Genomic DNA, 17932 nt, shown 5'->3' with positions numbered 1-17932 from the left:
TGCGAGCATGACGGGCATGACGACCGTCACGTTGAACGCCGATGGCCCGCACAGCTCCGGCTACACGCTCGAAGTCGCCCAGGCCGTCGCCGAGGGCATGCGCGTCCTCAACTACGCCACCCGTGAGGGCGCGGACGGCCTGGAGTCCCCCGCCGACGTCGCTTCGGTCGCAGGTGAGATCCGCGCCGCCGCCGAACGGCTGGACCAGCTCACCCGGCAGCTCGGCGAGTTCCTGGCCCGCCACCAGGCGGAGGGGGAGCTTCGGGTCACGCACGGGCCGTACGAGGGGCACCCCGAGCAGGCGGTCGCCGCCGCGCAGTCGTCCCTTGACCAGGCGCTCGAAGCCGCCAAGCACCTCGCCCACGCGTGGCGGGCGGTGCACAACACGACGTCCGCGATCAGCTTCTAACGCGGTCGCGCCGCCCGCGCGGGCGCGGCCGGGACGTACTCGAACGACACCAGGCCGAGCCGGCGCGGGTCCAGCGTGTTCGCATGCTGGTTCCGCCGCTTCGAGCTGGTGTGGAGCTTGGTCGCGCGGCCCTGCCGCTGCCACCGCGGGCTGCGCTCCATGTAGGCGATCAACGCCGGGTGCGACGTCACATTCCGGTACCGGAACCCCTGCGCATGCAGGTGCTGGCCGAGCCAGTCTTCCAGGTGCCCGCCGATCGACAGTCCTTGGAAGTCCGGCAGCACCACCAAGCGGTGACCGAGTTTGATGTCACGCACCTTCGGGTGCTGAAAATGCCTGTAGGCAGCGAAAGCTACCGGTTTGCCATCGATGCACCCGGCGAAGCATTGGGCAGCGTTGCTGATGTCGCTGCTCAGATAGTGATGGTGGCGAAACATCTGCCAGAGACTCCGGTCGGCCGCGTGGATGTCGAGCTGGAGCCGTGGCCGGGGTTGAACCGACCTCCACTCGAACGACCCGGTCGCCACGTCGTACACCCAGTCCGGCTGGAGCCAGTCCACCACGTCGTAGTGGCACGTCACCGCGACGAGCTGCCGCCCGTCACGGCGGACAGACTTCGCCACGGCGTGACTCGCGACCTTGGCGACCTGCCGGTCCACCACGGACGTGAATTCGTCCACGACCAGCAGGCCCTTGTGCTCGGCGAGCGCGCGGGCCATGCTCGCGCGGAACGCCTCCCCATTGCTGAGCGTCTTGTACGGCCGGAGCCACGCCGGCGGCGACGACAGGCCCACCGCAGTCAGCAGGCCGACGATGTCCTTGATGCCCATGCCGGGCGGGAAGTCGTCCACGAGCGCCCGGTCCCCCCACGGATGGTCCTTGACCAGCCGGCCGGGCCACAGCTCGTTGGCGATCGTGGACTTGCCGGACCCAGACGGGCCGACGATCAGGCCGACGTTCCACCGCCGTTCCTCGATGGGCAGGTGCACCGACCAGGAGTTCGTCAGCTTCTCCTCCAGCGGCACGTCGAACATGCCCTGAAGCTGGAGGACGCGGGCGGTGCGGCGTACGGGGGTGGCGAGGGTGATGTCCGCGCGCACGAGCGCTCTCCTCCGTCAGGTCATAGGGGCTGTGGTGTTTCCGCATCCATCGCTGGATGCACCGCCGAATGGGGCTTGGGCGAGACGGGCGTCACTCTCTCCAAACGCTGGGCTTTCGCCGATGGCTTGGGAGATGATCTGTCCATGCGCCGCATCGGTCTGGCCCTCGTTGTGATTGTGCTCCTCATTGCTGGCGGGTTTCTTCTCACCGCTACGGTCAGTCAGCTCACCGGCGCGGAGGACATCAACTCCATCGTCACCGCCCTCTCGGCACTCATCTCGGGGATCAGTGCCTTCTTGGCTGCCGCAGCAGCATGGCGGGGGGCCAGCCACCAGAAGCCGAAGCCGCAGCAGAACGTCCGCCTGATCGCGCTGCCCAGGTATGTGGCCGACAACCTACCTGTCCGGCGGAAACTCACTTTTGGGTACCGTCGCATGATGGAGGAGGAGGTGGCGAGCCGTTTAAGCACCATCTTCGGGGAGATGGACGAGTTCTATGGGAGGGTGGGCCGAGAGATAGACCCTAAGAGCGACATCCCTGCACCCTACTGGGAGAAGCTCAGGACGGGCGTCTTCAAAGGACAACAGGGGACGACACTCAACGACCTAGTCGAGCTTCTTGTAGCTGTCCGAGTTATCAGAGGGACGCGTCCTCTTTTCCGCGACGAAGATATCCGAGTGCAGGGTGGCCAATTGGAGACCTCGATCACGGAGCTCCTGCACCGTCTTCACCAGATAATCCCCCGCGCGATCGAGTAGAAGAACTCGATCACCTGGCATACGAGTCACGAGATCACTACTTCTGCCCGCTCACATGAGGGCTCGGACGGAGCGGCCTTCGGCGGCCAGCCGCTCCAGGAGTTCGACCTGCTCCTCTTCGGTGGCGCAGGTGACGATGACGCCCCACACGTCCGGCGGCTCGACCCGCTCGACAGGCCCCGACTGGGGGACGGGAGCGGGCGGCGCGTCCCCGAGGTCGGCGGGCACCAGGTCCTCGATGTCCGTGGGGTCGTAGCCGGTCGCGGCCAGCAGCTCCTCGTCGGCCTCGTAGATGTCGGTCAGCATGTCGGCGAGGGCGCCGCGGTCCCACCCGCCGCGTTCCGACGTCGAGTTATTCGCCACCAGGTAGCCCTCCGCGTCCGCGTCCGAGCGGGAGGACCAGCCGCGCAGGATCGGCACCAGCCACACCCCGTCGTCCCCGATCTTCACGCCCTCGGGCGGCGACCCGCCATCGGCAACCAGCTCCTCCAGCACCAGGAGGCGCCCGTGCCCGGCGACGAGGCGGCCGGTGCGGTCGTCCAGCTCGCCGGCGAGGGTGCAGCCCCACTTCTGGATCGACTTGCGGATGGTGGGGAGGTCGTGCTCCTTCGGGTTCCGCACGGCTCGGACGATCTCGGGGAGGGGCAGGTACTCGATGTGCCGCATCAGGTCCTCGCTAGGGTGACGAAGTGGACGCCAGGCAGCCGAACCCGTACGACGATGACGCGTTCCCGGTGCTGGTGCCGCCGCTGGTGACGTACGCGCCGGAGGGCGAGTTCTACGACCGGGCGGTGTTCCTGCTGGCGTGGCGGCAGGTCGGCCCGAAGGCGTGGGAGGGGCTGGTGACGTGGGTGGTGACGACGCGGACGGACGCGGGGGCGGTCCATGTGAAGCACGTCGAGTGGGTGCCCGGTGAGCGGTTGTCGCAGGTTCCGGCGGAGTCCCTGCGGGACCGGTATGGGAAGGTCCCACGCTTCAAACGATCATGAAAATAAGTGAGGCGCTGAGAGCGATTCTCAGCGCCTCACCATGAGAGCCTTACCAGGCATCAGGCCAGGCCAGAACGCCTGTCAGCCGCGACCATGAAGACCTTCCCGCGCGTGCTGGCAGGCCACGCAAGCCAGCCAGCACGCGAAGATCATTCCGGTCGGCGTTGATCACTTGGCCGGGCCTCTTCCCAGTCCACCCGACCCTCGATCACATCATGAGGGACACGAACACGATCCCCCGCATCAGTGTCCACGGTCACCGTCACAAGGTTGACCCGGACCACGGTCATCGGCAGAACCCCGGACGTGTTACCTCCTGTCCACGTCCACTGCCAGATGCGGTCACCTGGGAGCAGCGTGGCGATCTCCTCGGATCTCATGACGAGTTCCCACGCCGCTCCAGCTCAGCCCGGCCCGCGTCGGTGAGCACCGTCTCGCGCACCGTATTGCGATGCCAGGTCGGCTCTCCCACCGTGATGAAGCCCAAGGTGACCAGCGCGTCCACGTCGGCCTTGTTCAGCCCGTACCCCGGGATGTCCTCGTACGAGGCGTACAGCAGCGCCTTCCCCTCCTTGGCAAGGAGCTGAAGGAACTCCAACCGGCGCGGGGTGAGACGCGGGGTCATGACGCATCCTCCGCGTCGAGGACCGCGCGGCCCGCCTCGGTCAGCACCAGCAGACGCGAGCTCCCGCGTTCCCCTCCGTAGGCGATCCAGCCCGCGTCGAACAACGCATCGAACGTCCGAGCACCGACACCGGACCGGCGAGGGTGCAGGTAGTCGTACCACACCTGCTCGTCGCGACAGCGTTCCAGCACTGCCCGCTGCGCCAGGCTCGGCTTACGGCTCATCAGCCATCGCCGCCCTCGGCCTCGGGGTGGTGCCGATAGCAGCCAACATCCCCGCACCCCAGCTCCGGGTGCGCCACCACATGACCGTGGATGGCGCACGCCTCGCAGTGGCCTGGGGCGCCGACCGACTGCCGTTCCGTGTCGCTTCCGGCGTACTCGTGCGTCGGCGGCGGCATAGTGCGGGCGGCCATCAGAAGCCACCCCCGACCGACCCGCGCACGTCCTCGGCCGGGTCGTACTCCTCGTCCGGGCCGGCGTAGTAGTCGGCGGGCTTCGGCAGCGCGTCCAGCGCCGCCCGCTGCGCCTCCGACCGGTCGAGGCCGCGGGCGAGCCAGTTCGCCTCGGTCTGCGCGCACGGCCACCGGCCCCCGTGGTTCGGGCACCGGTCCATGCCGTTCCAGACATCGGGCGGCGGGCACGTCGGGATCAGCGAAGCGATCCGCTCCAGCCGCTCGGCTTCGGTGAGCGCCATCAGAAGCCACCTCCGACCGACCCGTGCGACTCCTGCATCTCCGTGGCCAACGAGAGCATCCGCTCCACGTCACCCGCGTCGGCGGCCCGCACGAACGCCTCCAGGTTCGACCGGGGCACGAACCGCATCTCCCCGTCCGGGAAGCACCCGCCGCCAGCGGCCACTCCCTCGTGGTCCCAGCCGCCCTCGCCATCGATGTGCGAGCTGCCGGTCTGGTCGGCCAGGGCCAGTTTCTGCTCTGCGAGCGAGGGGTGGCCGCACTCCGGCCGGAGCCGGGCGGCGGTCTTGGCGCGGTCGCCGATGAACACCGGCGAATCGCTGCTCGTCCGCCACAGCACGTAGCAGTCGCGGTCGGGCGCGGTCTTGTAGACGATGAGGCTCATCCGGCCTCACCGCCCCTGGAGGGCATGCCGGCGCACGCCCGGCAAAGGTGGAGCCGATTCGGTCCGAGCGGCCGGACCGTCACGATCTCGGCAGCCGGGGTCAGCGCCCCGCACTCCTCGCACGACTGACCGACCATCGCGCGCAGCCGCTCAAGCTGCTCGGCGTACACCCGCCGCTCGCCGGGGAGCATGTCGCCGATGATGCGGCGTGCCTCGGCCAGGTCCTCGTTGAGGAGGTGGTAAAGGGCGGCGGTCTCGGCGAACGCGGTGACGGGCGGCGCGCTCATCGAGCCTCAGCCCCTTCGTCGCACTCGCCGGACAGGGCCAGCCGGCCGCCGGACTCCACCTCGACCCGGCCCGCCAGCATCGCCAGCACCTGCTCTGGGTAGAGGTCGAGATCGCGGGCAGCGCGCTCCACGTTCTCGGCCGTGTCGTGGTCCACTGTGACCACGTAGGTGACGGCGCTCATCGAGCCTCACCAACCTTGCGCACCACGGCGTAGGCGAAGAACGGCATGTTCGACGCCTCAGCCTCGGGCGGGACGGTCCCCCGCTCACGCTCTGACCTCTCGTGGTCGAGGTCCGCCTCCAGAATGGCGTCATCCCCGAAGTGCGCGCGGCCCTGGGCGAGCGCGTTGTCGAACAGCTCGTCGCCGTGGTGGCCGACTGCAACGACATTGAGCACGTCGCTCATCGAGCCTCACCGCCCTGGGCCGCGGCGGCGAGCTGGTCCCACTCGGCGCGGTCGGCCAGGATCAGGGTCTCCAGCTCCCCGTCCTCCAGCCACGGGTACTGCGGGAGTGCCAGCGACCGGCGGGACAGGTCCCGCATCAGGACGCTCGCCGCCCAGACCTCGCCCCGCTCGCGCAGGATCTTCTTGGACGCGGCAACGGCGTCAGGGTTCACGAACGGGCTCCGTGCCGCCTCGGCCTTTCCCTCGGCCGCCAGCTCGGCCAGCTTCTCGGGTGAGAGCGTGGTGCGCAGGCTCATCGGACGTCCCACCCTCCGACGCGCAGCTCCTCCCGAAGCTCCGCGATGACCGCCGGGTCGGCGTGCTCGACGTAGACACCTTCGTCACGGCTGGAGATGTGGACGGTGGTGGGCGCGGAGACGAAGGCGCCCCGGAGGATGTCCTTCGCTTCGCGGACATCGACGCCTCGGATGGTCAGGCCGGCGGGCAGCGGCGTGGCGGGTAACCCAGCGCGGCGCCGGGAGTCGGCCAGCGCTTTGACCTCCGACACGGTGGTGATGATGGGGCGGCTCATCGGGCCTCACCGCCCGCCGCGAGGAGTTCCTTACGGCGGTTTGCCAGCCACCGGTCCCGGCCGTAACGGAGGTCCGTCATGCTCTGGACGTCGTCCGCCGCGTCGAGGGCGTTCATCTTGGCGACGTACTCGTCCCACGCCTGGATGTCGGCCGCCCACTCCGTGTCTTCTTCCCACTCGCCGCCGGGCAGCCGCCGCATGAGGGTGGCGTCCACGGGGATGCCGCGATCCTCCTGCTCCGAGCGGATGCCCCGGCAGCGCGTGGCGGCGAAGGCGCGATTGTACGGGTCGTACTCGTCCGGGTCGTAGGCGATGCGCGACTCGGCGGTGGCGTCGGTGTACCGGACGCCGTAGCGGGTGTGCGTGGCGATCCAGGACGGTTCGCCGGGAGCTTCGCTCATGATCATCTCTTTCGCGAGGAGATTGGTTCACTCGCGATGCTAGACCGCCAACCATGATCAAGTCGGCCATCTACGCTTTCAAAAAACGATCGTTTTTTGAGGATGATCACAGGGCCTCGAAAAGAGCCCCCAAACCCCTCAAAAACTTATTCAATAACCTTGGGCGTTCAACAACCCCCGAACACCGTTTCTTGAGAGGATTCGAGGGTGACCGACAACCTCCAGCCCCCAGACGACCTCCTCGCGACCTTCCCCGCGCGCCCCACCGAGATCTGCATCGGCTACGCCCGCGTCTCCACCGGCGGACAGATCCTCGACCGCCAGATCGACGCACTCAAGGCCGCCGGGTGCCGACGCATCTTCGCCGACAAGAAGTCCGGCAAGACCGCCCAGCGCCCCGAGCTCCAAGCGTGCCACGCCTTCCTCCAAGCCGGAGACACCCTCGTCGTCCCCAGCCTCGACCGCTACGGCCGATCCCTCGCCGACCTCATCACCATGGTCGGCGAACTCCGGCGCCGCGAGATCGGGTTCACCAGCCTGCACGAGAACCTGGACACCACCACGCCCGGCGGCCGGCTCATCTTCCACGTCTTCGCCGCCCTCGCCGAGTTCATCCGCGAACTCATCATCGCGGGCACCCGCGAGGGCTTGGCCGCGGCTCGCGCGCGCGGCCGGGTCGGTGGCCGGCCGACCGTCGTCAGCCCCGACCTGATCCGGGCCGCGAAGGACATGCTGCCGAATCCGGAGCACTCGATCACGTCGATCGCCAAGCTGCTCGGTGTCAGCGTCGGCACCCTCTACAACCACATCCCCGACCTCAAGGAGCTGCGCGCTGCCGCGACCGCCCGCAGCCTCGACCCAGACAAGGAGATCTCAGCATGACCCGCACTCGCACAAGACAGCTACCGAAGACAGCACCCCAGGCCACCGAGGATGGCACCGCACCAGCAACCAGCGTCTACAGATGCGCGGAATGCGGTGATGGCACCCGTCTGACCGCCTGGACGCATGTCGTGGCGCACGGCCCCGTCAGCGCTGACGGAGTAATCGAACGCTACGACTACGACGACGACAACGACGACCTCATCGAGGAGTCGATCATCTGCGAGGTCCACGGCGAGGGCTCCGTCGAGAAGTTCATCGACGGTCAGTACAGCTCCGCGATGGTCAACGGTCGGTACGTGTCGCCCACGGTCGAACTGGCCACGGCCCTGCTGGGCGAGAGCGACGTCAAATGGGACGTACAGCACCGCGAGTTGCACAACCTGGCGTTGAGGGTCAGCGGCCGGGACTGGAAGCTGGCGACCCCGGAGGACATCGCGAGGTTCGAGGAGCTGGTGCAGGCCAGGGCACAGACCGAGGAAGCGTTGGCGCTTCCGCCAACGAATTCGAGCAGATGCCCGACATAACCAAGGTGCCGGTCGTACGGTGGCGTCGATTCCTCGCGAAAAGACACCGACCTGCGAAAGGACACCCGTGAAAAACTGCACGTGCGTCTACGACTGCTCGGCCGACCCGCGCACCGCGTGCGGCCTGTCCGGCACCTACCACCTGCACTCGGACATGGGCGCGTGCCCCGTCCACAGCACCGTTGTGGTGTGGAATGGCTGAGGCCACCGCGACGGCACCCTTCGCGTACTCGTCGCTCTACATCGACACGGACGGCTCGTACTTCGACGTGATCGACGCCCTGCCGGACGCTCCGGTCGGCAGCGTCATCGTCAACGTGTCCGGCCTCCTGCTCGGACTGGAGCCCCACGACCTCAACCTGCTGTTCGGCATGCTCGGCCCGAACGCCGTCCACGGCCAGCGCACGCTCCCCCTGAAAGACCCGGACGGAGACGTGTGGCTTACCGCCGTCAGCGACCAGCACGGCCTGGACCTGACGGTCAGCTTCCCCGCCTGCGGGAGCAACGCCCGCGTGGTCCTCCCCCACGACCAGGCCGACCGGGTGCGGGCGGCCGTCAAGGAGGTCACCGAAGGTGCGTGAGACCTTCCCCGACCGTAGTGATTACGACGAGCCCGGCTCGATCGCGATGGACGTGCACGAGCTGGTCATGCGGTTCGCCTCGGGCGGCCGGTTCCGGCTGGTGGCCATGCTCGACGTGCTGCCTTGCGAGCCGCCGAAGGTGGGCGGCGAGTGGCCGCGCATCCTGTTCGCCGAGTACGTCAACGACGGCTACGAGGCGCCGATCCTTTTCGGGACGGAGGCGCAGCCGGGCGAGGCGTACGAGGCGTACCCGACCGATCGGGTCGTCGTCATCCCGATCCCGCCCGCGCAGGCGGCGCGGGAACTGGAGCTCGCCGCGAGGGGGCGGCTCGATGGCTAGTTTCGTGTGCGTCGCCTACGTCCTGGAGCGGGCGGCCGACATCATGCTCGGCGACCTCTCCCTCTCTCTGGAGCAGGCTCTCACCCGCACCATCTGGAGCGGCCAGCCCGCGAACTGCGACGACTGCGACCAGCAGGAGCGCTACCGGATCGCCGCCCACGTGGTCGAGCTGTACTACTCCGACGTCACCTACGCCGAGCCGGCCAGCACGGGCCTGGCGGACATCCCTCGGGGCAGTGCGCGCAGCGCGGCCCGTGAGGTGGCTCGCCTGTTCCGGCAGGTCGGTGACGGGGAGCACCTGGAGGGCGACGACCCGGAGGAGCTGGCCCTACGCATGTGGGGACTGGCGCGCGGCGTCGAGCTGGTCAGGTAAGGGAGGAGCTTCAACGAGATCAATCCGGAGCCCGCCGCGATGTCGGCGGGCTCCGCTATGTTGAGACCATGGTCGGCTTCGTCCGGCCTGTGGCAGCTCCTCGGGGCTGAGGATCTCAACGAACTGCGGTGCCCCACGCACATGGCGTGGCGCACGACCTCAGCACACCGCGAAGGAGCAGGTCATGACCATCACCCTGTACGAGACGAACAGCGAAATCCTCGTCGTCGCCAACGGCGACCAGGCGTGGAGCTTCATCGCCTGGGGGGAGGACATGCGCGGGAAGTTCGCTGCCGACGCCGCGGCGTGGGCCGCCGGCGATTGGGCGCCGAACGAGGGCGACGGCCAGAGCCCCACCTTCGTGGACGACAAGCTGCGCGAAGTCGCCACGTGGGACGCCGAGCAGGGTCTCCAGGTCCTCGTGAAGCCGTACGAGCTGGGCGGCGCGGCCCGCGACTACCTGGGTGTGCACCCGGAGGACTGATCAGTCCGGCGAGAACCGCATGATCGCACCGGTCGTCAGGGCCAAGTGCAGCCGCGTCCACGCGTCCGCCACGGCCACACAGTTCGCCACGTACTCGGGCTCCAGGAGGTGCTCGGCGGCCAGGTCCAGCATCTTCCCCGCCTGCACGGCGGCCTGCTCGGCGGGCGTCACTTTCCGGCCCCGGCCGCCGTGGTGGTGGGGCGGGTGCGGTGGTTGCCGCCGCGGTGCCGGATCTCGGCGCCCGCCTCCTCCAGGAGCTGGTGGATGAACCCGTACGAGCGGCCGATCGAGGCCGCGAGCGCGCGGATGGACTCGCCCGCGCTGTAGCGGCCAGCGATGTGCTGGGCGAGCTGGTGGCGTTCGGCGCCGACGATGCGGACGCGGGGCCTGATCTGCACGAGGGCTCCTTCAAGAGGGCGGGGCTACGCCAGCCGCCAGTCGTCGGCGAGCAGGTCCGTCTGGGACGCGACCCACGGCACCAGGCCGCCGTCCACGGTGGACATGTAGATGTAGGGGCGGCTCATCTTCGAGTGCTGGTCGGGGACCTGGAGGGCGAGCCACATGCCGCGACCGTTCCAGCCGTCGCGGGTGACCTTGTGGCCGTCGCGGAGGTGCGCCAGGGCATGGCCGAAGTTCATACAGGTTCCTTTCGTGCTGCATCAGGCTGCTCGCCGGCGGGCGGCGCGCAGCTCGTCCCGCTCCTCAGGGGTGAGCGGTACGACGTGGCCGGCCCAGATGCACCACTCGATCGTGGCCAGGTCGTCGTAGTCGTAGACGACCTGCCGCCCGTCCCGGCCGAGCGTGCGAGCGGCATACCGGTGGGCCCACAGGCGGATGGTGGTCGGGGATCGGCCGAGGCGCTGTGCGGCCATCGCGGCGGTGACCGGGGCCATGTTCACCCCCGCTTCCCGTGAAGAATCGGCGCGCTGAGATGGCCGGAGACGCGCGAACACGCCACGGCCGATAGGAAAGGGTGGGGGCGGCACACGCACCGTCACAGACGCGTCCAGTCCCGCAATCCGTATCGGCCCAGGTCACAAGGGGGGTGATGGGCATAGGGGTGCCGCCCGCACGAAGTGTTTCACACATGATCGCGGGCACGCAACCGCTGGCGGAACCGCCAACGCACCAATACGCAGGGAACGCATGCGGAACCGCCAACGGACCCGCCATGCTGGCGGGGACAGAACAACTCCTCGCGAAGGGACATCACCATGGACAGCCACCACAGCCCCGGCAGCACGCACTTCACCCCGATCACGACGGACGAGCAGGAGAAGACCACGGCGGAGGTGCGCGAAATGGCCCGCGCCTGCCCCGGCTGGACCCACGAGCAGATCGCGGAGGACGTCAGCCGGAGCCGGGGCCAGGGCCGGACCGTCACCGCGGAGGAGGTCGAGGCCATTCTTTCCGCCGGTTCGTAGGCGGAACCGCCAACGACACGTCATGATGGGAGAGACACGTTCTTCCTCGCGAAAGGAAATGACACCATGAGCGCCCGCTTCAACGACCAGGTGGACGAGACCGCCGACACCACCGACACCGTCGAGCCCGAGGAGACCGCCGAGGTCGAGGTCGAGGACGACGAGGAGGCCGCCGAGGTCGAGTAGACCCGAACCCTCTGGAGAGGCCCGTCGCGCGAGGAGCGCGGCGGGCCTTCTTCATGCTCGGGGTCAGGCGTGGATGTGCTCGGCGACCTTCGCCTGGAACGCCTCGACGGCTTCCTCGTCGCGGGCGAGCGGCCATCCGCCGGACAGCGTGTACTCCCAGCCGCCTTCCCGGTCGGTGATGTGGAGCAGGTGGTACATCTGCGTCCCGGCTCGGTAGATCAGCCCCATGTACTCGACGTCGCCGCCGCGGGCGCCGCGCACGAAGGTGAAGGCGTCCACGGTGCAGTCGAACCGCTGCTGAACGAGGTCGATCAGCTCGTACATGTCGTGGGAGAACGAACGGGGCAGCTCGACCACGTCCTCGTCGGGGTCCAGCCGGAGGGTGAACTCGGCGAGGATGTCGGTGCCGGATTCGAGCCCGTCAAACCGGAAACGTCCGGTGAGGCCGTCGAGCTCGACCCAGAAGTCGATCCAGCCGCGCCGCATCGCCAGCATGCCGAGCTGTTCCTTCAGGTCGGCGGCGCTGGCCGCGTCGAGGTGGAGGGGCTCGACCTCGTCGCCGCCGATGCCGTGCTCACTGAATTCGACCAGCCAGCGGCCCGCTCCGGCGTGCGTCCATTGAGCGGGGTCGGCCGTCCAGCCGTCGCCGGCGGGGGCGGAGGTTCCGGCCTGGGTGAGCGCTTCGTGGGCCTGCTGGTAGCTGAGGCCGTGCGCGGCGGCGTACTCGCGGACGCGCTTCTTCCAGCGGGGGTTGCTGGTCATGGGAGTGTCCTTCCAGATGGCGGCCCTACGCACCCCACCTCGAAGACGCAGGAGACCGACGCCACCTTCGGGCGCACGGAGGCGAGAGGGATACGCGATCCACGGGCGGACCTTCACCTCGTCGGTGCGCGGTCCCTGGCGTAGGCAGGTGATGCGCTCGGAGGCAGGCTTGCGAGAGCCGTACCGTTCACGATAGCCGACACGCCGTGATCGCGGCTCCACCTGCGAATCTCAGCAATCTCAGGCCGTTCTCAACATTCTCAGCACGCGAATAAACAAAGTTACGCAGAGTACCGGCCATCCGGGCGCCGCTCAGCGCGCCGACGTCTTTTCCCAGGTCAGAGCCGGTTTCCGCGCCTCCCAGCAGGCCCGGCACGTGACGGGTGGCGGTGCGCCACCCGTGCGCAACATGCGCCAGAAAGCGTGTTTCCGCAGGTCAGGGGCGAGTTTTTCAAGCTCGTCCGAGGACCAGTGGCTCATTTCGCATCGAGCGGCGAGTCCATTACCGTAGTCACACACGACGAAAGCCCCAGCCGTACCAGGGCCGGGGCCTAGTCGCGCATGAAGTCGAACCCCAGGAGATGCAGGTCCGTCGTCGCTTAGCGAGTGTTAAATGACTGCACTTACATTAAGCGGTCGATTGCGTGCGGCGCAACATGAAGCGCGGCACTGTGACCTGCGCCTCCTGGGGTCAGAGCTGACCCCAGGAACGGAGGCACATGTCCAGTCCCGCGCTCCCCGGCCAACCGCCGGACGAACCCGGCAGCAACAGCCGCGGCGGTAACCCTCCGCCGCAGCCCGGCGTGATGATGTCCACGAAGGTCGCCGTCGCCCTCATCGTCATGGGCGGCTGCATCGCGCTCGTCGCCCTCGGCTACGACCCGGTCGCGCTGGTCGAGGTCATCGCGCGGCCCCTGCTGAAGTAGTACGCCGGCTGACGTGCTGAAGTAGTTCGTCGGCGTGAGCTGGCGGGCCGTCCATCCAGGGCGGACCGCCAGCGTCACGCGCTCGCTTCCTCGGTGACCAGCTCCAGCGCCTCGGCCTCGCTGACGTGCCGCCCGCAGCCGCCGCACACGTAGTAGCCGGCCCGCGGCGCCCATTCCAGGTGCCGCTCCCCGCACCCCGGACAGCGGGCGAGCGTGTGGCCGGGCGCGTCATCCACCAGGCGCCGCAGCTTGTTCTCCCAGGCGAGCGCCCATTCGACCGGGCCGAGCTCCACGGTCCGCTCGTCGTCCTCGACGCTCGACACGACGGTCAGCCCGTCGAGGGCGAGCGCCGCATCGAGCTTGTCCACCAGCCACGACACCGACCGGGACCGCGCCATCCCGGAGCGGCCCGCCGGCGGCTGGTCCGCGAGCTCCAACCTCCGGGCCACCTCCCGGCGTAGCCGCAGCACCTCCCCCGTCACCGTGTGCACGAGGTCGGCCTCCCCCGACAGCGAACCGTGCGGACGGGTGCCCTTCACTCGCGACCACCTGGACTGCGCCTTCACCTCGCCCGGCCGCGCCGCCAGACTCGCGGCCAGCTCGTCCACCACCAGCAGCGCCCGCCGCCCCGTCGCACGGCACCGGCCGCAGTGCAGCGGCTCCCCCGCCCGCCACTCCACCACCGGCACCGCAGGCTCCGGCGGCGGCTCCCCCTCCCCGCCCGACGCGAGCCACCGGTCCACCGCATCCGCATGCGCCTCCCGCTCCCCGAGGAACACCTGCCACACCGCGCGAGCCTGCCTGTTGCACGGCCCCACGCACACCCGATCCGACACCACGACCTCCCCGGCCATCCGCCCGCCGCGCCCAGCAGGACTCCGACACCATACAAACCCTGGGCAAGATCAAAACCATTCGGCATGAACGGAACCGAGGTACCTCCGGCCGGCGGCCGGGGAGGGGGTACGGGGGGTGATCTTGGGCGTGCGGAAGCCCCCGCGCGGTGGTCCGCGCGGGGGCTTCGGCGGTGCGGCTACTCGCTGGCGCGGTGCACGCGCGCCGCTGTCTCACGCAGCTTCAGCAGGCGTTGCGTGACTCCGGCGGCTCCGGCGGCGTTGCCGTTGTCGGCGGCGCTGGCCAGTAGGGGCAACGCGCGTAGCGCTGCCAGCACGTAGGCAGCTTCGGGGGTCTGCGGCTGGACCGCCTCCGCTACGGCTATCTCGTGGTCGTAGGCGGCGCGGGGGTAGGCGAGCGTGCACGCCCCCAAGCCGTTGATGTCCACGAGCATCGGAAGCCGGACCTCGTTCATGGCGAGGATGGCGGTTACCTCCCGGACGGCGTCGCGGACGGCGTCCACCGTCTGAGCCGCGCGGGGTTGCAGGATGGGCGCGCTGGTGATCTCGGACAGATGCACGTGGGGCAAGGTCATGCCGCGCCCCCTGATCAGCCGGTACGCGGTGTGATCACAGTCCGTGCACGTGGCGTGAATCCACCAATCGCCGTGCATCCTGCGGAGCGCGCCCCCGTAGGTGACCAGAGAGCCCCTGGGGAGGTAGGTGGTCAGGTTGGCGCGGGCGCGCTGCACGCGGGCCTGTAGGTCGGCGAACTGCTCGGCGGCGCGCGGGCATTCCTGGTCGGGGCCGCACATGCCGCACTCTTCGCGGTGGCGTAGGCGGTCGGCGTGGGCGAGCCGGACGGCGGCGATAGAACGGGCCGCGAGGTTCTGTAGGACGTTCACTGGTTGTCCCTTCCGGGGTGGTGGGGGTGGTGGGGCCGCGCGCCCCGGTGGCGTCGGGGCGCGCGGCGGGTGGGGCTACTTCTTCGGCGCGGGCTTCGCCTTGGCGGGCTCCTCCGGCGGAACCGGAAGCCCGGCGTTGGTGAACGCCTGCGCCAACTCGGCGCGGTCCGCGCCGCTCTCGATCGCCTTGGCGAACGGCAAGGCGGGGTCTCCGCCGTACTCCGTGAGGTTGCGCGCGGCGGCAACCGCCTTCTTGATCCGCTTCTCACGCTCCGCCTTGATGCGCTCCTGCTCGCGCTTGGCCGCTTCGGCGTGGATCTCGGTCATTTTGGCCAGCGGGTCGGCGCTGCCGACCATGGCCTTGATCTCCGCGTGGGACGGGGCGTGCGTCGCGATCAGGTGATCGGCGGGGATGCCGTACGCCTCGCAGGTGGCCGCGATGCGGGCGGCGGCTCCGGCGCGGTCCGGCATCACGTACCACGAAGCGCGGTCCGCCTCGCTGACCTTGTCCATGGCCGCGAACGCGGTCGGCGTCGGGCCGGTGTAGAGGGTGCCGTCGTTGTCCACAATGGCGATGACCTCCGCGAGCGTCGCGCGGGCGGCGGGCAGGCGGTAGGCGTTGAGCATCGGGTTGTTGCCGGTGTGCCCCTCAAGGGCGCGGTTGAGATCGGCCAGAGCGGCGCGGACGGCCGCGCGAAGGTCCTCGCTGATCTCGAACGCGGTGGGGTTGGTGCTGGTCATTGCTGTTTTCCCTTCGGTGGGTGCCCCCGCCCCGGTTGGGCGGGGGCGGGATTGATCAGTGGTCGGTGTGGTCCTCGTTGACGGAACCGCCAACGAAGTCGTAATCGTCGTCCGCGCGTCGCTGGCGTCGGTAGATCAGCCAGCACGTCACCGTAACTCCGATGATCAGGGCGGCAAGGGTGCCCCCTCCGACCCATGCGGCGGTCGTGTCGTCGCTCGCTGGTGCCGTAGCGATCGGCGTGGCCGTGGTGCCGCTGGTGGTGCTCATGGCGGACGGGGCCGGGGAAGCCTTGGGGGTGCGCAGCTTCGGCATGATCAGGCCGTCGTCACTGGGGATCGGCTCCACGGTCGGGACGCTCCCCTGCGGCACGGAAGGCCACGCGGGCAGCGTGGCGTCCGGCGTGGCCGTGACGGTGGCCGTGCGCGTGGCTGTGGCGGTCGCTGTGGCCGTACGTGTCGCGGTCGCGGTGACGGTGCTCCGCGCGGTGGCGGTCTCCGTCTCCGTGGCCGTGACGGTGCTCCGCGCGGTGGCCGTGGCGGTCTCCGTCGTCGTGGCCGTGGCGGTCACGGTGGGCGGAGTCGTGGTGACCGTGGCCGTGGTGGTGGCCGTGGCCGTGGTGGTCACGGGGACCGTGACCGGAATGCAGATCACCGGGGGGTCCTGGATCGGACAGCCGGTGATCGTCGGGTCTGCCACGGTCGCGCGGGGCGCGGCGTGGCCTGGCGTGGTGATCAGGGCAGCGAAGAGGGCGGCGACTGCTGCCGCCGCTCCCGCTGCCGTGATCGCTCGTGTGATCTGCATGCCGACGACACTGTTACGCGCGGAACATGACGTCCAGGTTTCGGACGAAAACGAGACCGAACCGTTACGGAGTTGGGGCTCCAGGTCGTCAACCTGCACTGACGCACAACGCGCCTACCAGCAGAGACATCAAAACCGCCCCCGGAATACGGACACGACAAAACCTCTAGACGTCAACCAAAGCTGACCGGCCGGAATCCGCCGCCACCGACACCAACCGCATGTCGTGGGGCGGTGTTCTCCTCCTCTCTTAAGGATCTTGTCTGAGTGCGTCTGTGAGCGTCTGTGATCGCCGCCTGGCCTCTCACTGCCAGGCCGCACCTGATCGCCGCTCAGCCGCGACCATGAAGGCCATTCCGGAGGTGTTGCGGCGCGACCGCCGCGCGTCTCTCGCGTCGCCTGTACTCACCACGACGGACAAGCAGCCAGCGACGAGGATGAGAGTGCCCGGCCGAGCTGGTCGGCTGTGTGCGGCTCGGTGCATGGCTGGTCATGGCGGGAGGGGGTCTTGCAGCGTCGGCGTGGCGCGAACGGTGTGGTGTGGTGCGCGTTGCGCGTCTTCGGCGGCTACCTGGGCCCGCCGTTGCCGGTAGGCGTCCATCTGGTCCCAGATCGCTCGGGCGTCGGGCCGGCCGCTGATGGCGGCGGCGAGGTCGAGGAAGTCGCGGTCTCGCTGGTCGAGTCGGGCGCGCAGCTCTCGGTTCTCGGCGCGGAGGCGGCGGAGTTCTTCGATGGGGAGTTCGCAGGTGCAGGTGTCGGGGTCTTCGAGGCGTTCGTAGCAGCAGGGGATGAGGAAGCGTTCGCCTGGCCGGTCGGGGTTTTCGTACCAGTGGCATGGGTCGTGCTGCACTGGGTCTCCTTGGGGCGGCAAATGGTGATCTTCGTGTTTCCACAGGCTTCCGAGCGTGATCGTTCGGACTTCCACCTGTAGGTGTACGGAGGGATGTTGATCAGTAGGGATAAAGGTTTTGTAGGTACATAGGTAGGGACATGGGCCACGCTGTGACGTGACCTGCGGGCCACGTCTGGACGTGACCCGTGCGGCCCACGTCTGGACGTGACCTAACTCGGCTACGGTGATCGTTCGGAAGCTGGTTATCCACAGGTCAGGAGCGGTGCGAGCCGCGCCGTGGCGGCGGTTCCGGCAGGCTCACGGAGGCTGGCAGTTCCGGCAGGATGTAGTCCGTCGCGTGGCCACGCCGAGCGAACATGATCACCCCGTTCTTGTCCTTGCCGACCGGCACCCGCACCTCCAGGCCCCGCTTGGACAGGCGTTGCACGGTGTCGCTCAGCCCTCGCTCGGTCAGGCCCGTCCGAGCCTGCAACAGCTCCGTCAGCGTGATCTTCGTACCGTCGTCCCGGCGGTCGCCCCGGAACGACAGCATCCGCCGCGTCGTGTCCTTCGCCCGCTCAGCGATGAGCAGCAGCACCAGCCGTTCCGACTGGGTCAGCTCGGCCGCGGCCGGGCTTTCGAGCCAAGCGGCGACCTCGCCGACCAGGCGTACGCCCACTCGAACCCCTTCCCCTGGACACGGCGATG

At 68.9% G+C, this 17932-nt stretch carries 36 protein-coding genes; 13 read left to right on the top strand and 23 right to left on the bottom strand.

Features of this window, described 5'->3' with window-relative positions:
* Positions 1 to 16 precede the first annotated feature (16 nt).
* Positions 17 to 409 carry a hypothetical protein gene (locus BMW85_RS45850; RefSeq protein WP_143082636.1) on the top strand — a complete coding sequence of 131 codons (393 nt, stop codon included), beginning with the start codon at positions 17 to 19 and terminating at the stop codon, positions 407 to 409.
* On the opposite strand, the gene BMW85_RS45845 is transcribed toward BMW85_RS45850, so the two are convergent.
* Positions 406 to 1509 (bottom strand): GNAT family N-acetyltransferase, encoded by a 1104-nt coding sequence (locus tag BMW85_RS45845; RefSeq protein ID WP_091094045.1) that lies wholly within the window; start codon positions 1507 to 1509, stop codon positions 406 to 408. The two genes, BMW85_RS45850 and BMW85_RS45845, sit on opposite strands and share 4 nt — an antisense overlap.
* Before the next feature lie 144 nt (positions 1510 to 1653).
* Here BMW85_RS45845 and BMW85_RS45840 point away from each other — a divergent pair, with 144 nt between their 5' ends.
* Positions 1654 to 2268, top strand: coding sequence for a hypothetical protein (locus tag BMW85_RS45840; RefSeq protein WP_091094044.1), 615 nt, complete (start codon positions 1654 to 1656; stop codon positions 2266 to 2268).
* A 51-nt stretch (positions 2269 to 2319) separates the two neighbouring features.
* Here the strand turns inward: BMW85_RS45840 and BMW85_RS45835 are convergent, their stop codons facing one another.
* Positions 2320 to 2934: a ParB N-terminal domain-containing protein gene (locus tag BMW85_RS45835; protein ID WP_091094043.1), complete on the bottom strand. Its 615-nt coding sequence runs from the start codon at positions 2932 to 2934 to the stop codon at positions 2320 to 2322.
* Positions 2935 to 2957: 23 nt separating this feature from the next.
* Here BMW85_RS45835 and BMW85_RS45830 point away from each other — a divergent pair, with 23 nt between their 5' ends.
* On the top strand, positions 2958 to 3257 hold the full coding sequence (locus BMW85_RS45830) for a hypothetical protein (protein ID WP_091094042.1): 300 nt from the start codon (positions 2958 to 2960) through the stop codon (positions 3255 to 3257).
* A 376-nt stretch (positions 3258 to 3633) separates the two neighbouring features.
* On the opposite strand, the gene BMW85_RS45825 is transcribed toward BMW85_RS45830, so the two are convergent.
* Genes BMW85_RS45825 through BMW85_RS45775 form a run of 11 tightly spaced genes read right to left on the bottom strand, consistent with a single transcriptional unit; the run spans position 3634 to position 6626 of the window.
* The gene (locus tag BMW85_RS45825) at positions 3634 to 3882 is read right to left on the bottom strand and encodes a hypothetical protein (protein ID WP_091094041.1); all 249 of its coding nucleotides are present in this window, start codon (positions 3880 to 3882) and stop codon (positions 3634 to 3636) included.
* Complete coding sequence (locus BMW85_RS45820) at positions 3879 to 4106, bottom strand: hypothetical protein (protein WP_143082635.1); 228 nt, start codon at positions 4104 to 4106, stop codon at positions 3879 to 3881. The genes BMW85_RS45825 and BMW85_RS45820 overlap by 4 nt, the downstream gene beginning before the upstream one ends.
* On the bottom strand, positions 4106 to 4297 hold the full coding sequence (locus BMW85_RS45815; RefSeq protein WP_091094039.1) for a hypothetical protein: 192 nt from the start codon (positions 4295 to 4297) through the stop codon (positions 4106 to 4108). Before BMW85_RS45815 ends, BMW85_RS45820 begins: the two co-directional genes overlap by 1 nt.
* Positions 4297 to 4578, bottom strand: a complete 282-nt coding sequence (locus tag BMW85_RS45810) for a hypothetical protein (protein WP_091094038.1) — start codon at positions 4576 to 4578, stop codon at positions 4297 to 4299. Before BMW85_RS45810 ends, BMW85_RS45815 begins: the two co-directional genes overlap by 1 nt.
* A complete protein-coding gene (locus BMW85_RS45805) occupies positions 4578 to 4961 on the bottom strand; it encodes a hypothetical protein (protein WP_091094037.1) in 384 nt (127 codons plus the stop codon). The genes BMW85_RS45810 and BMW85_RS45805 overlap by 1 nt, the downstream gene beginning before the upstream one ends.
* Positions 4958 to 5248 carry a hypothetical protein gene (locus BMW85_RS45800; RefSeq protein ID WP_091094036.1) on the bottom strand — a complete coding sequence of 97 codons (291 nt, stop codon included), beginning with the start codon at positions 5246 to 5248 and terminating at the stop codon, positions 4958 to 4960. The genes BMW85_RS45805 and BMW85_RS45800 overlap by 4 nt, the downstream gene beginning before the upstream one ends.
* The gene (locus BMW85_RS45795; RefSeq protein WP_091094035.1) at positions 5245 to 5430 is read right to left on the bottom strand and encodes a hypothetical protein; all 186 of its coding nucleotides are present in this window, start codon (positions 5428 to 5430) and stop codon (positions 5245 to 5247) included. Before BMW85_RS45795 ends, BMW85_RS45800 begins: the two co-directional genes overlap by 4 nt.
* A complete protein-coding gene (locus BMW85_RS45790; RefSeq protein ID WP_091094034.1) occupies positions 5427 to 5654 on the bottom strand; it encodes a hypothetical protein in 228 nt (75 codons plus the stop codon). Before BMW85_RS45790 ends, BMW85_RS45795 begins: the two co-directional genes overlap by 4 nt.
* Entirely contained in the window at positions 5651 to 5950 is a 300-nt protein-coding gene (locus BMW85_RS45785) for a hypothetical protein (protein WP_091094033.1), read from the bottom strand. The genes BMW85_RS45790 and BMW85_RS45785 overlap by 4 nt, the downstream gene beginning before the upstream one ends.
* Positions 5947 to 6225, bottom strand: a complete 279-nt coding sequence (locus BMW85_RS45780; protein WP_091094032.1) for a hypothetical protein — start codon at positions 6223 to 6225, stop codon at positions 5947 to 5949. The genes BMW85_RS45785 and BMW85_RS45780 overlap by 4 nt, the downstream gene beginning before the upstream one ends.
* On the bottom strand, positions 6222 to 6626 hold the full coding sequence (locus BMW85_RS45775) for a hypothetical protein (protein ID WP_143082634.1): 405 nt from the start codon (positions 6624 to 6626) through the stop codon (positions 6222 to 6224). Before BMW85_RS45775 ends, BMW85_RS45780 begins: the two co-directional genes overlap by 4 nt.
* A gap of 207 nt (positions 6627 to 6833) precedes the next feature.
* On the opposite strand from BMW85_RS45775, the gene BMW85_RS45770 reads away from it, so the two are divergent.
* From BMW85_RS45770 to BMW85_RS45745, 7 genes are all read left to right on the top strand, one after another.
* Positions 6834 to 7508: a recombinase family protein gene (locus BMW85_RS45770; RefSeq protein WP_091094030.1), complete on the top strand. Its 675-nt coding sequence runs from the start codon at positions 6834 to 6836 to the stop codon at positions 7506 to 7508.
* Complete coding sequence (locus tag BMW85_RS45765; protein WP_143082633.1) at positions 7505 to 8035, top strand: hypothetical protein; 531 nt, start codon at positions 7505 to 7507, stop codon at positions 8033 to 8035. Before BMW85_RS45770 ends, BMW85_RS45765 begins: the two co-directional genes overlap by 4 nt.
* A gap of 67 nt (positions 8036 to 8102) precedes the next feature.
* A complete protein-coding gene (locus tag BMW85_RS52250) occupies positions 8103 to 8237 on the top strand; it encodes a hypothetical protein (RefSeq protein WP_281249701.1) in 135 nt (44 codons plus the stop codon).
* Entirely contained in the window at positions 8230 to 8616 is a 387-nt protein-coding gene (locus BMW85_RS45760; RefSeq protein ID WP_091094028.1) for a hypothetical protein, read from the top strand. The genes BMW85_RS52250 and BMW85_RS45760 overlap by 8 nt, the downstream gene beginning before the upstream one ends.
* On the top strand, positions 8609 to 8956 hold the full coding sequence (locus BMW85_RS45755) for a hypothetical protein (RefSeq protein ID WP_091094027.1): 348 nt from the start codon (positions 8609 to 8611) through the stop codon (positions 8954 to 8956). The genes BMW85_RS45760 and BMW85_RS45755 overlap by 8 nt, the downstream gene beginning before the upstream one ends.
* Complete coding sequence (locus BMW85_RS45750) at positions 8949 to 9329, top strand: hypothetical protein (RefSeq protein WP_091094026.1); 381 nt, start codon at positions 8949 to 8951, stop codon at positions 9327 to 9329. The genes BMW85_RS45755 and BMW85_RS45750 overlap by 8 nt, the downstream gene beginning before the upstream one ends.
* 184 nt (positions 9330 to 9513) lie before the next feature.
* A complete protein-coding gene (locus tag BMW85_RS45745; protein ID WP_091094025.1) occupies positions 9514 to 9813 on the top strand; it encodes a hypothetical protein in 300 nt (99 codons plus the stop codon).
* Here BMW85_RS45745 and BMW85_RS50170 read toward each other — a convergent pair whose 3' ends face one another.
* Genes BMW85_RS50170 through BMW85_RS45730 form a run of 4 tightly spaced genes read right to left on the bottom strand, consistent with a single transcriptional unit; the run spans position 9814 to position 10712 of the window.
* The gene (locus tag BMW85_RS50170) at positions 9814 to 9984 is read right to left on the bottom strand and encodes a hypothetical protein (RefSeq protein ID WP_177241233.1); all 171 of its coding nucleotides are present in this window, start codon (positions 9982 to 9984) and stop codon (positions 9814 to 9816) included.
* Positions 9981 to 10211 (bottom strand): helix-turn-helix domain-containing protein, encoded by a 231-nt coding sequence (locus BMW85_RS45740; RefSeq protein WP_091094024.1) that lies wholly within the window; start codon positions 10209 to 10211, stop codon positions 9981 to 9983. Before BMW85_RS45740 ends, BMW85_RS50170 begins: the two co-directional genes overlap by 4 nt.
* A gap of 24 nt (positions 10212 to 10235) precedes the next feature.
* Positions 10236 to 10451: a DUF2829 domain-containing protein gene (locus tag BMW85_RS45735; protein ID WP_091094023.1), complete on the bottom strand. Its 216-nt coding sequence runs from the start codon at positions 10449 to 10451 to the stop codon at positions 10236 to 10238.
* Between the two features lie 21 nt (positions 10452 to 10472).
* A complete protein-coding gene (locus tag BMW85_RS45730; RefSeq protein WP_091094022.1) occupies positions 10473 to 10712 on the bottom strand; it encodes a MerR family transcriptional regulator in 240 nt (79 codons plus the stop codon).
* A 315-nt stretch (positions 10713 to 11027) separates the two neighbouring features.
* Between BMW85_RS45730 and BMW85_RS45725 the strand changes: the two genes are divergently transcribed.
* Positions 11028 to 11237 carry a hypothetical protein gene (locus tag BMW85_RS45725; protein WP_091094021.1) on the top strand — a complete coding sequence of 70 codons (210 nt, stop codon included), beginning with the start codon at positions 11028 to 11030 and terminating at the stop codon, positions 11235 to 11237.
* A 249-nt stretch (positions 11238 to 11486) separates the two neighbouring features.
* Here the strand turns inward: BMW85_RS45725 and BMW85_RS45720 are convergent, their stop codons facing one another.
* The gene (locus BMW85_RS45720) at positions 11487 to 12185 is read right to left on the bottom strand and encodes a hypothetical protein (protein ID WP_091094020.1); all 699 of its coding nucleotides are present in this window, start codon (positions 12183 to 12185) and stop codon (positions 11487 to 11489) included.
* Between the two features lie 719 nt (positions 12186 to 12904).
* On the opposite strand from BMW85_RS45720, the gene BMW85_RS45715 reads away from it, so the two are divergent.
* Positions 12905 to 13111 carry a hypothetical protein gene (locus BMW85_RS45715; protein ID WP_091094019.1) on the top strand — a complete coding sequence of 69 codons (207 nt, stop codon included), beginning with the start codon at positions 12905 to 12907 and terminating at the stop codon, positions 13109 to 13111.
* A 74-nt stretch (positions 13112 to 13185) separates the two neighbouring features.
* Here the strand turns inward: BMW85_RS45715 and BMW85_RS45710 are convergent, their stop codons facing one another.
* From BMW85_RS45710 to BMW85_RS50165, 4 genes are all read right to left on the bottom strand, one after another.
* Positions 13186 to 13947: a TFIIB-type zinc ribbon-containing protein gene (locus tag BMW85_RS45710; RefSeq protein ID WP_143082632.1), complete on the bottom strand. Its 762-nt coding sequence runs from the start codon at positions 13945 to 13947 to the stop codon at positions 13186 to 13188.
* A gap of 197 nt (positions 13948 to 14144) precedes the next feature.
* On the bottom strand, positions 14145 to 14849 hold the full coding sequence (locus BMW85_RS45705; protein WP_091094017.1) for a hypothetical protein: 705 nt from the start codon (positions 14847 to 14849) through the stop codon (positions 14145 to 14147).
* A gap of 75 nt (positions 14850 to 14924) precedes the next feature.
* On the bottom strand, positions 14925 to 15590 hold the full coding sequence (locus tag BMW85_RS45700) for a hypothetical protein (protein ID WP_091094016.1): 666 nt from the start codon (positions 15588 to 15590) through the stop codon (positions 14925 to 14927).
* Between the two features lie 55 nt (positions 15591 to 15645).
* A complete protein-coding gene (locus BMW85_RS50165; protein ID WP_177241232.1) occupies positions 15646 to 16392 on the bottom strand; it encodes a hypothetical protein in 747 nt (248 codons plus the stop codon).
* Between the two features lie 508 nt (positions 16393 to 16900).
* On the opposite strand from BMW85_RS50165, the gene BMW85_RS45690 reads away from it, so the two are divergent.
* Entirely contained in the window at positions 16901 to 17323 is a 423-nt protein-coding gene (locus BMW85_RS45690; protein ID WP_143082631.1) for a hypothetical protein, read from the top strand.
* Positions 17324 to 17498: 175 nt separating this feature from the next.
* Here BMW85_RS45690 and BMW85_RS45685 read toward each other — a convergent pair whose 3' ends face one another.
* Entirely contained in the window at positions 17499 to 17903 is a 405-nt protein-coding gene (locus BMW85_RS45685; RefSeq protein ID WP_091094013.1) for a hypothetical protein, read from the bottom strand.
* Between the last annotated feature and the right edge of the window lie 29 nt (positions 17904 to 17932).

This window comes from Nonomuraea wenchangensis (assembly GCF_900111685.1).
GTDB lineage: Bacteria > Actinomycetota > Actinomycetes > Streptosporangiales > Streptosporangiaceae > Nonomuraea > Nonomuraea wenchangensis.
This window is presented reverse-complemented; position numbering and strand designations above follow the sequence as displayed.

Excerpts from the sequence above, each read along its gene's own strand:
- BMW85_RS45750 (WP_091094026.1), top strand. The coding sequence starts at position 8,949 with ATGGCTAGTTTCGTGTGCGTCGCCTACGTCCTGGAGCGGGCGGCCGAC.
- BMW85_RS45790 (WP_091094034.1), bottom strand. The coding sequence starts at position 5,654 with ATGAGCGACGTGCTCAATGTCGTTGCAGTCGGCCACCACGGCGACGAG.
- BMW85_RS45760 (WP_091094028.1), top strand. The coding sequence starts at position 8,230 with ATGGCTGAGGCCACCGCGACGGCACCCTTCGCGTACTCGTCGCTCTAC.
- BMW85_RS45795 (WP_091094035.1), bottom strand. The coding sequence starts at position 5,430 with ATGAGCGCCGTCACCTACGTGGTCACAGTGGACCACGACACGGCCGAG.
- BMW85_RS45825 (WP_091094041.1), bottom strand. The coding sequence starts at position 3,882 with ATGACCCCGCGTCTCACCCCGCGCCGGTTGGAGTTCCTTCAGCTCCTT.
- BMW85_RS45820 (WP_143082635.1), bottom strand. The coding sequence starts at position 4,106 with ATGAGCCGTAAGCCGAGCCTGGCGCAGCGGGCAGTGCTGGAACGCTGT.
- BMW85_RS45700 (WP_091094016.1), bottom strand. The coding sequence starts at position 15,590 with ATGACCAGCACCAACCCCACCGCGTTCGAGATCAGCGAGGACCTTCGC.
- BMW85_RS45815 (WP_091094039.1), bottom strand. The coding sequence starts at position 4,297 with ATGGCCGCCCGCACTATGCCGCCGCCGACGCACGAGTACGCCGGAAGC.
- BMW85_RS45715 (WP_091094019.1), top strand. The coding sequence starts at position 12,905 with ATGTCCAGTCCCGCGCTCCCCGGCCAACCGCCGGACGAACCCGGCAGC.
- BMW85_RS45805 (WP_091094037.1), bottom strand. The coding sequence starts at position 4,961 with ATGAGCCTCATCGTCTACAAGACCGCGCCCGACCGCGACTGCTACGTG.
- BMW85_RS45745 (WP_091094025.1), top strand. The coding sequence starts at position 9,514 with ATGACCATCACCCTGTACGAGACGAACAGCGAAATCCTCGTCGTCGCC.
- BMW85_RS45810 (WP_091094038.1), bottom strand. The coding sequence starts at position 4,578 with ATGGCGCTCACCGAAGCCGAGCGGCTGGAGCGGATCGCTTCGCTGATC.
- BMW85_RS45765 (WP_143082633.1), top strand. The coding sequence starts at position 7,505 with ATGACCCGCACTCGCACAAGACAGCTACCGAAGACAGCACCCCAGGCC.
- BMW85_RS45800 (WP_091094036.1), bottom strand. The coding sequence starts at position 5,248 with ATGAGCGCGCCGCCCGTCACCGCGTTCGCCGAGACCGCCGCCCTTTAC.
- BMW85_RS45840 (WP_091094044.1), top strand. The coding sequence starts at position 1,654 with ATGCGCCGCATCGGTCTGGCCCTCGTTGTGATTGTGCTCCTCATTGCT.
- BMW85_RS45725 (WP_091094021.1), top strand. The coding sequence starts at position 11,028 with ATGGACAGCCACCACAGCCCCGGCAGCACGCACTTCACCCCGATCACG.
- BMW85_RS45780 (WP_091094032.1), bottom strand. The coding sequence starts at position 6,225 with ATGAGCCGCCCCATCATCACCACCGTGTCGGAGGTCAAAGCGCTGGCC.
- BMW85_RS45720 (WP_091094020.1), bottom strand. The coding sequence starts at position 12,185 with ATGACCAGCAACCCCCGCTGGAAGAAGCGCGTCCGCGAGTACGCCGCC.
- BMW85_RS45775 (WP_143082634.1), bottom strand. The coding sequence starts at position 6,626 with ATGAGCGAAGCTCCCGGCGAACCGTCCTGGATCGCCACGCACACCCGC.
- BMW85_RS50165 (WP_177241232.1), bottom strand. The coding sequence starts at position 16,392 with ATGCAGATCACACGAGCGATCACGGCAGCGGGAGCGGCGGCAGCAGTC.
- BMW85_RS45850 (WP_143082636.1), top strand. The coding sequence starts at position 17 with ATGACGACCGTCACGTTGAACGCCGATGGCCCGCACAGCTCCGGCTAC.
- BMW85_RS45835 (WP_091094043.1), bottom strand. The coding sequence starts at position 2,934 with ATGCGGCACATCGAGTACCTGCCCCTCCCCGAGATCGTCCGAGCCGTG.
- BMW85_RS45735 (WP_091094023.1), bottom strand. The coding sequence starts at position 10,451 with ATGAACTTCGGCCATGCCCTGGCGCACCTCCGCGACGGCCACAAGGTC.
- BMW85_RS45785 (WP_091094033.1), bottom strand. The coding sequence starts at position 5,950 with ATGAGCCTGCGCACCACGCTCTCACCCGAGAAGCTGGCCGAGCTGGCG.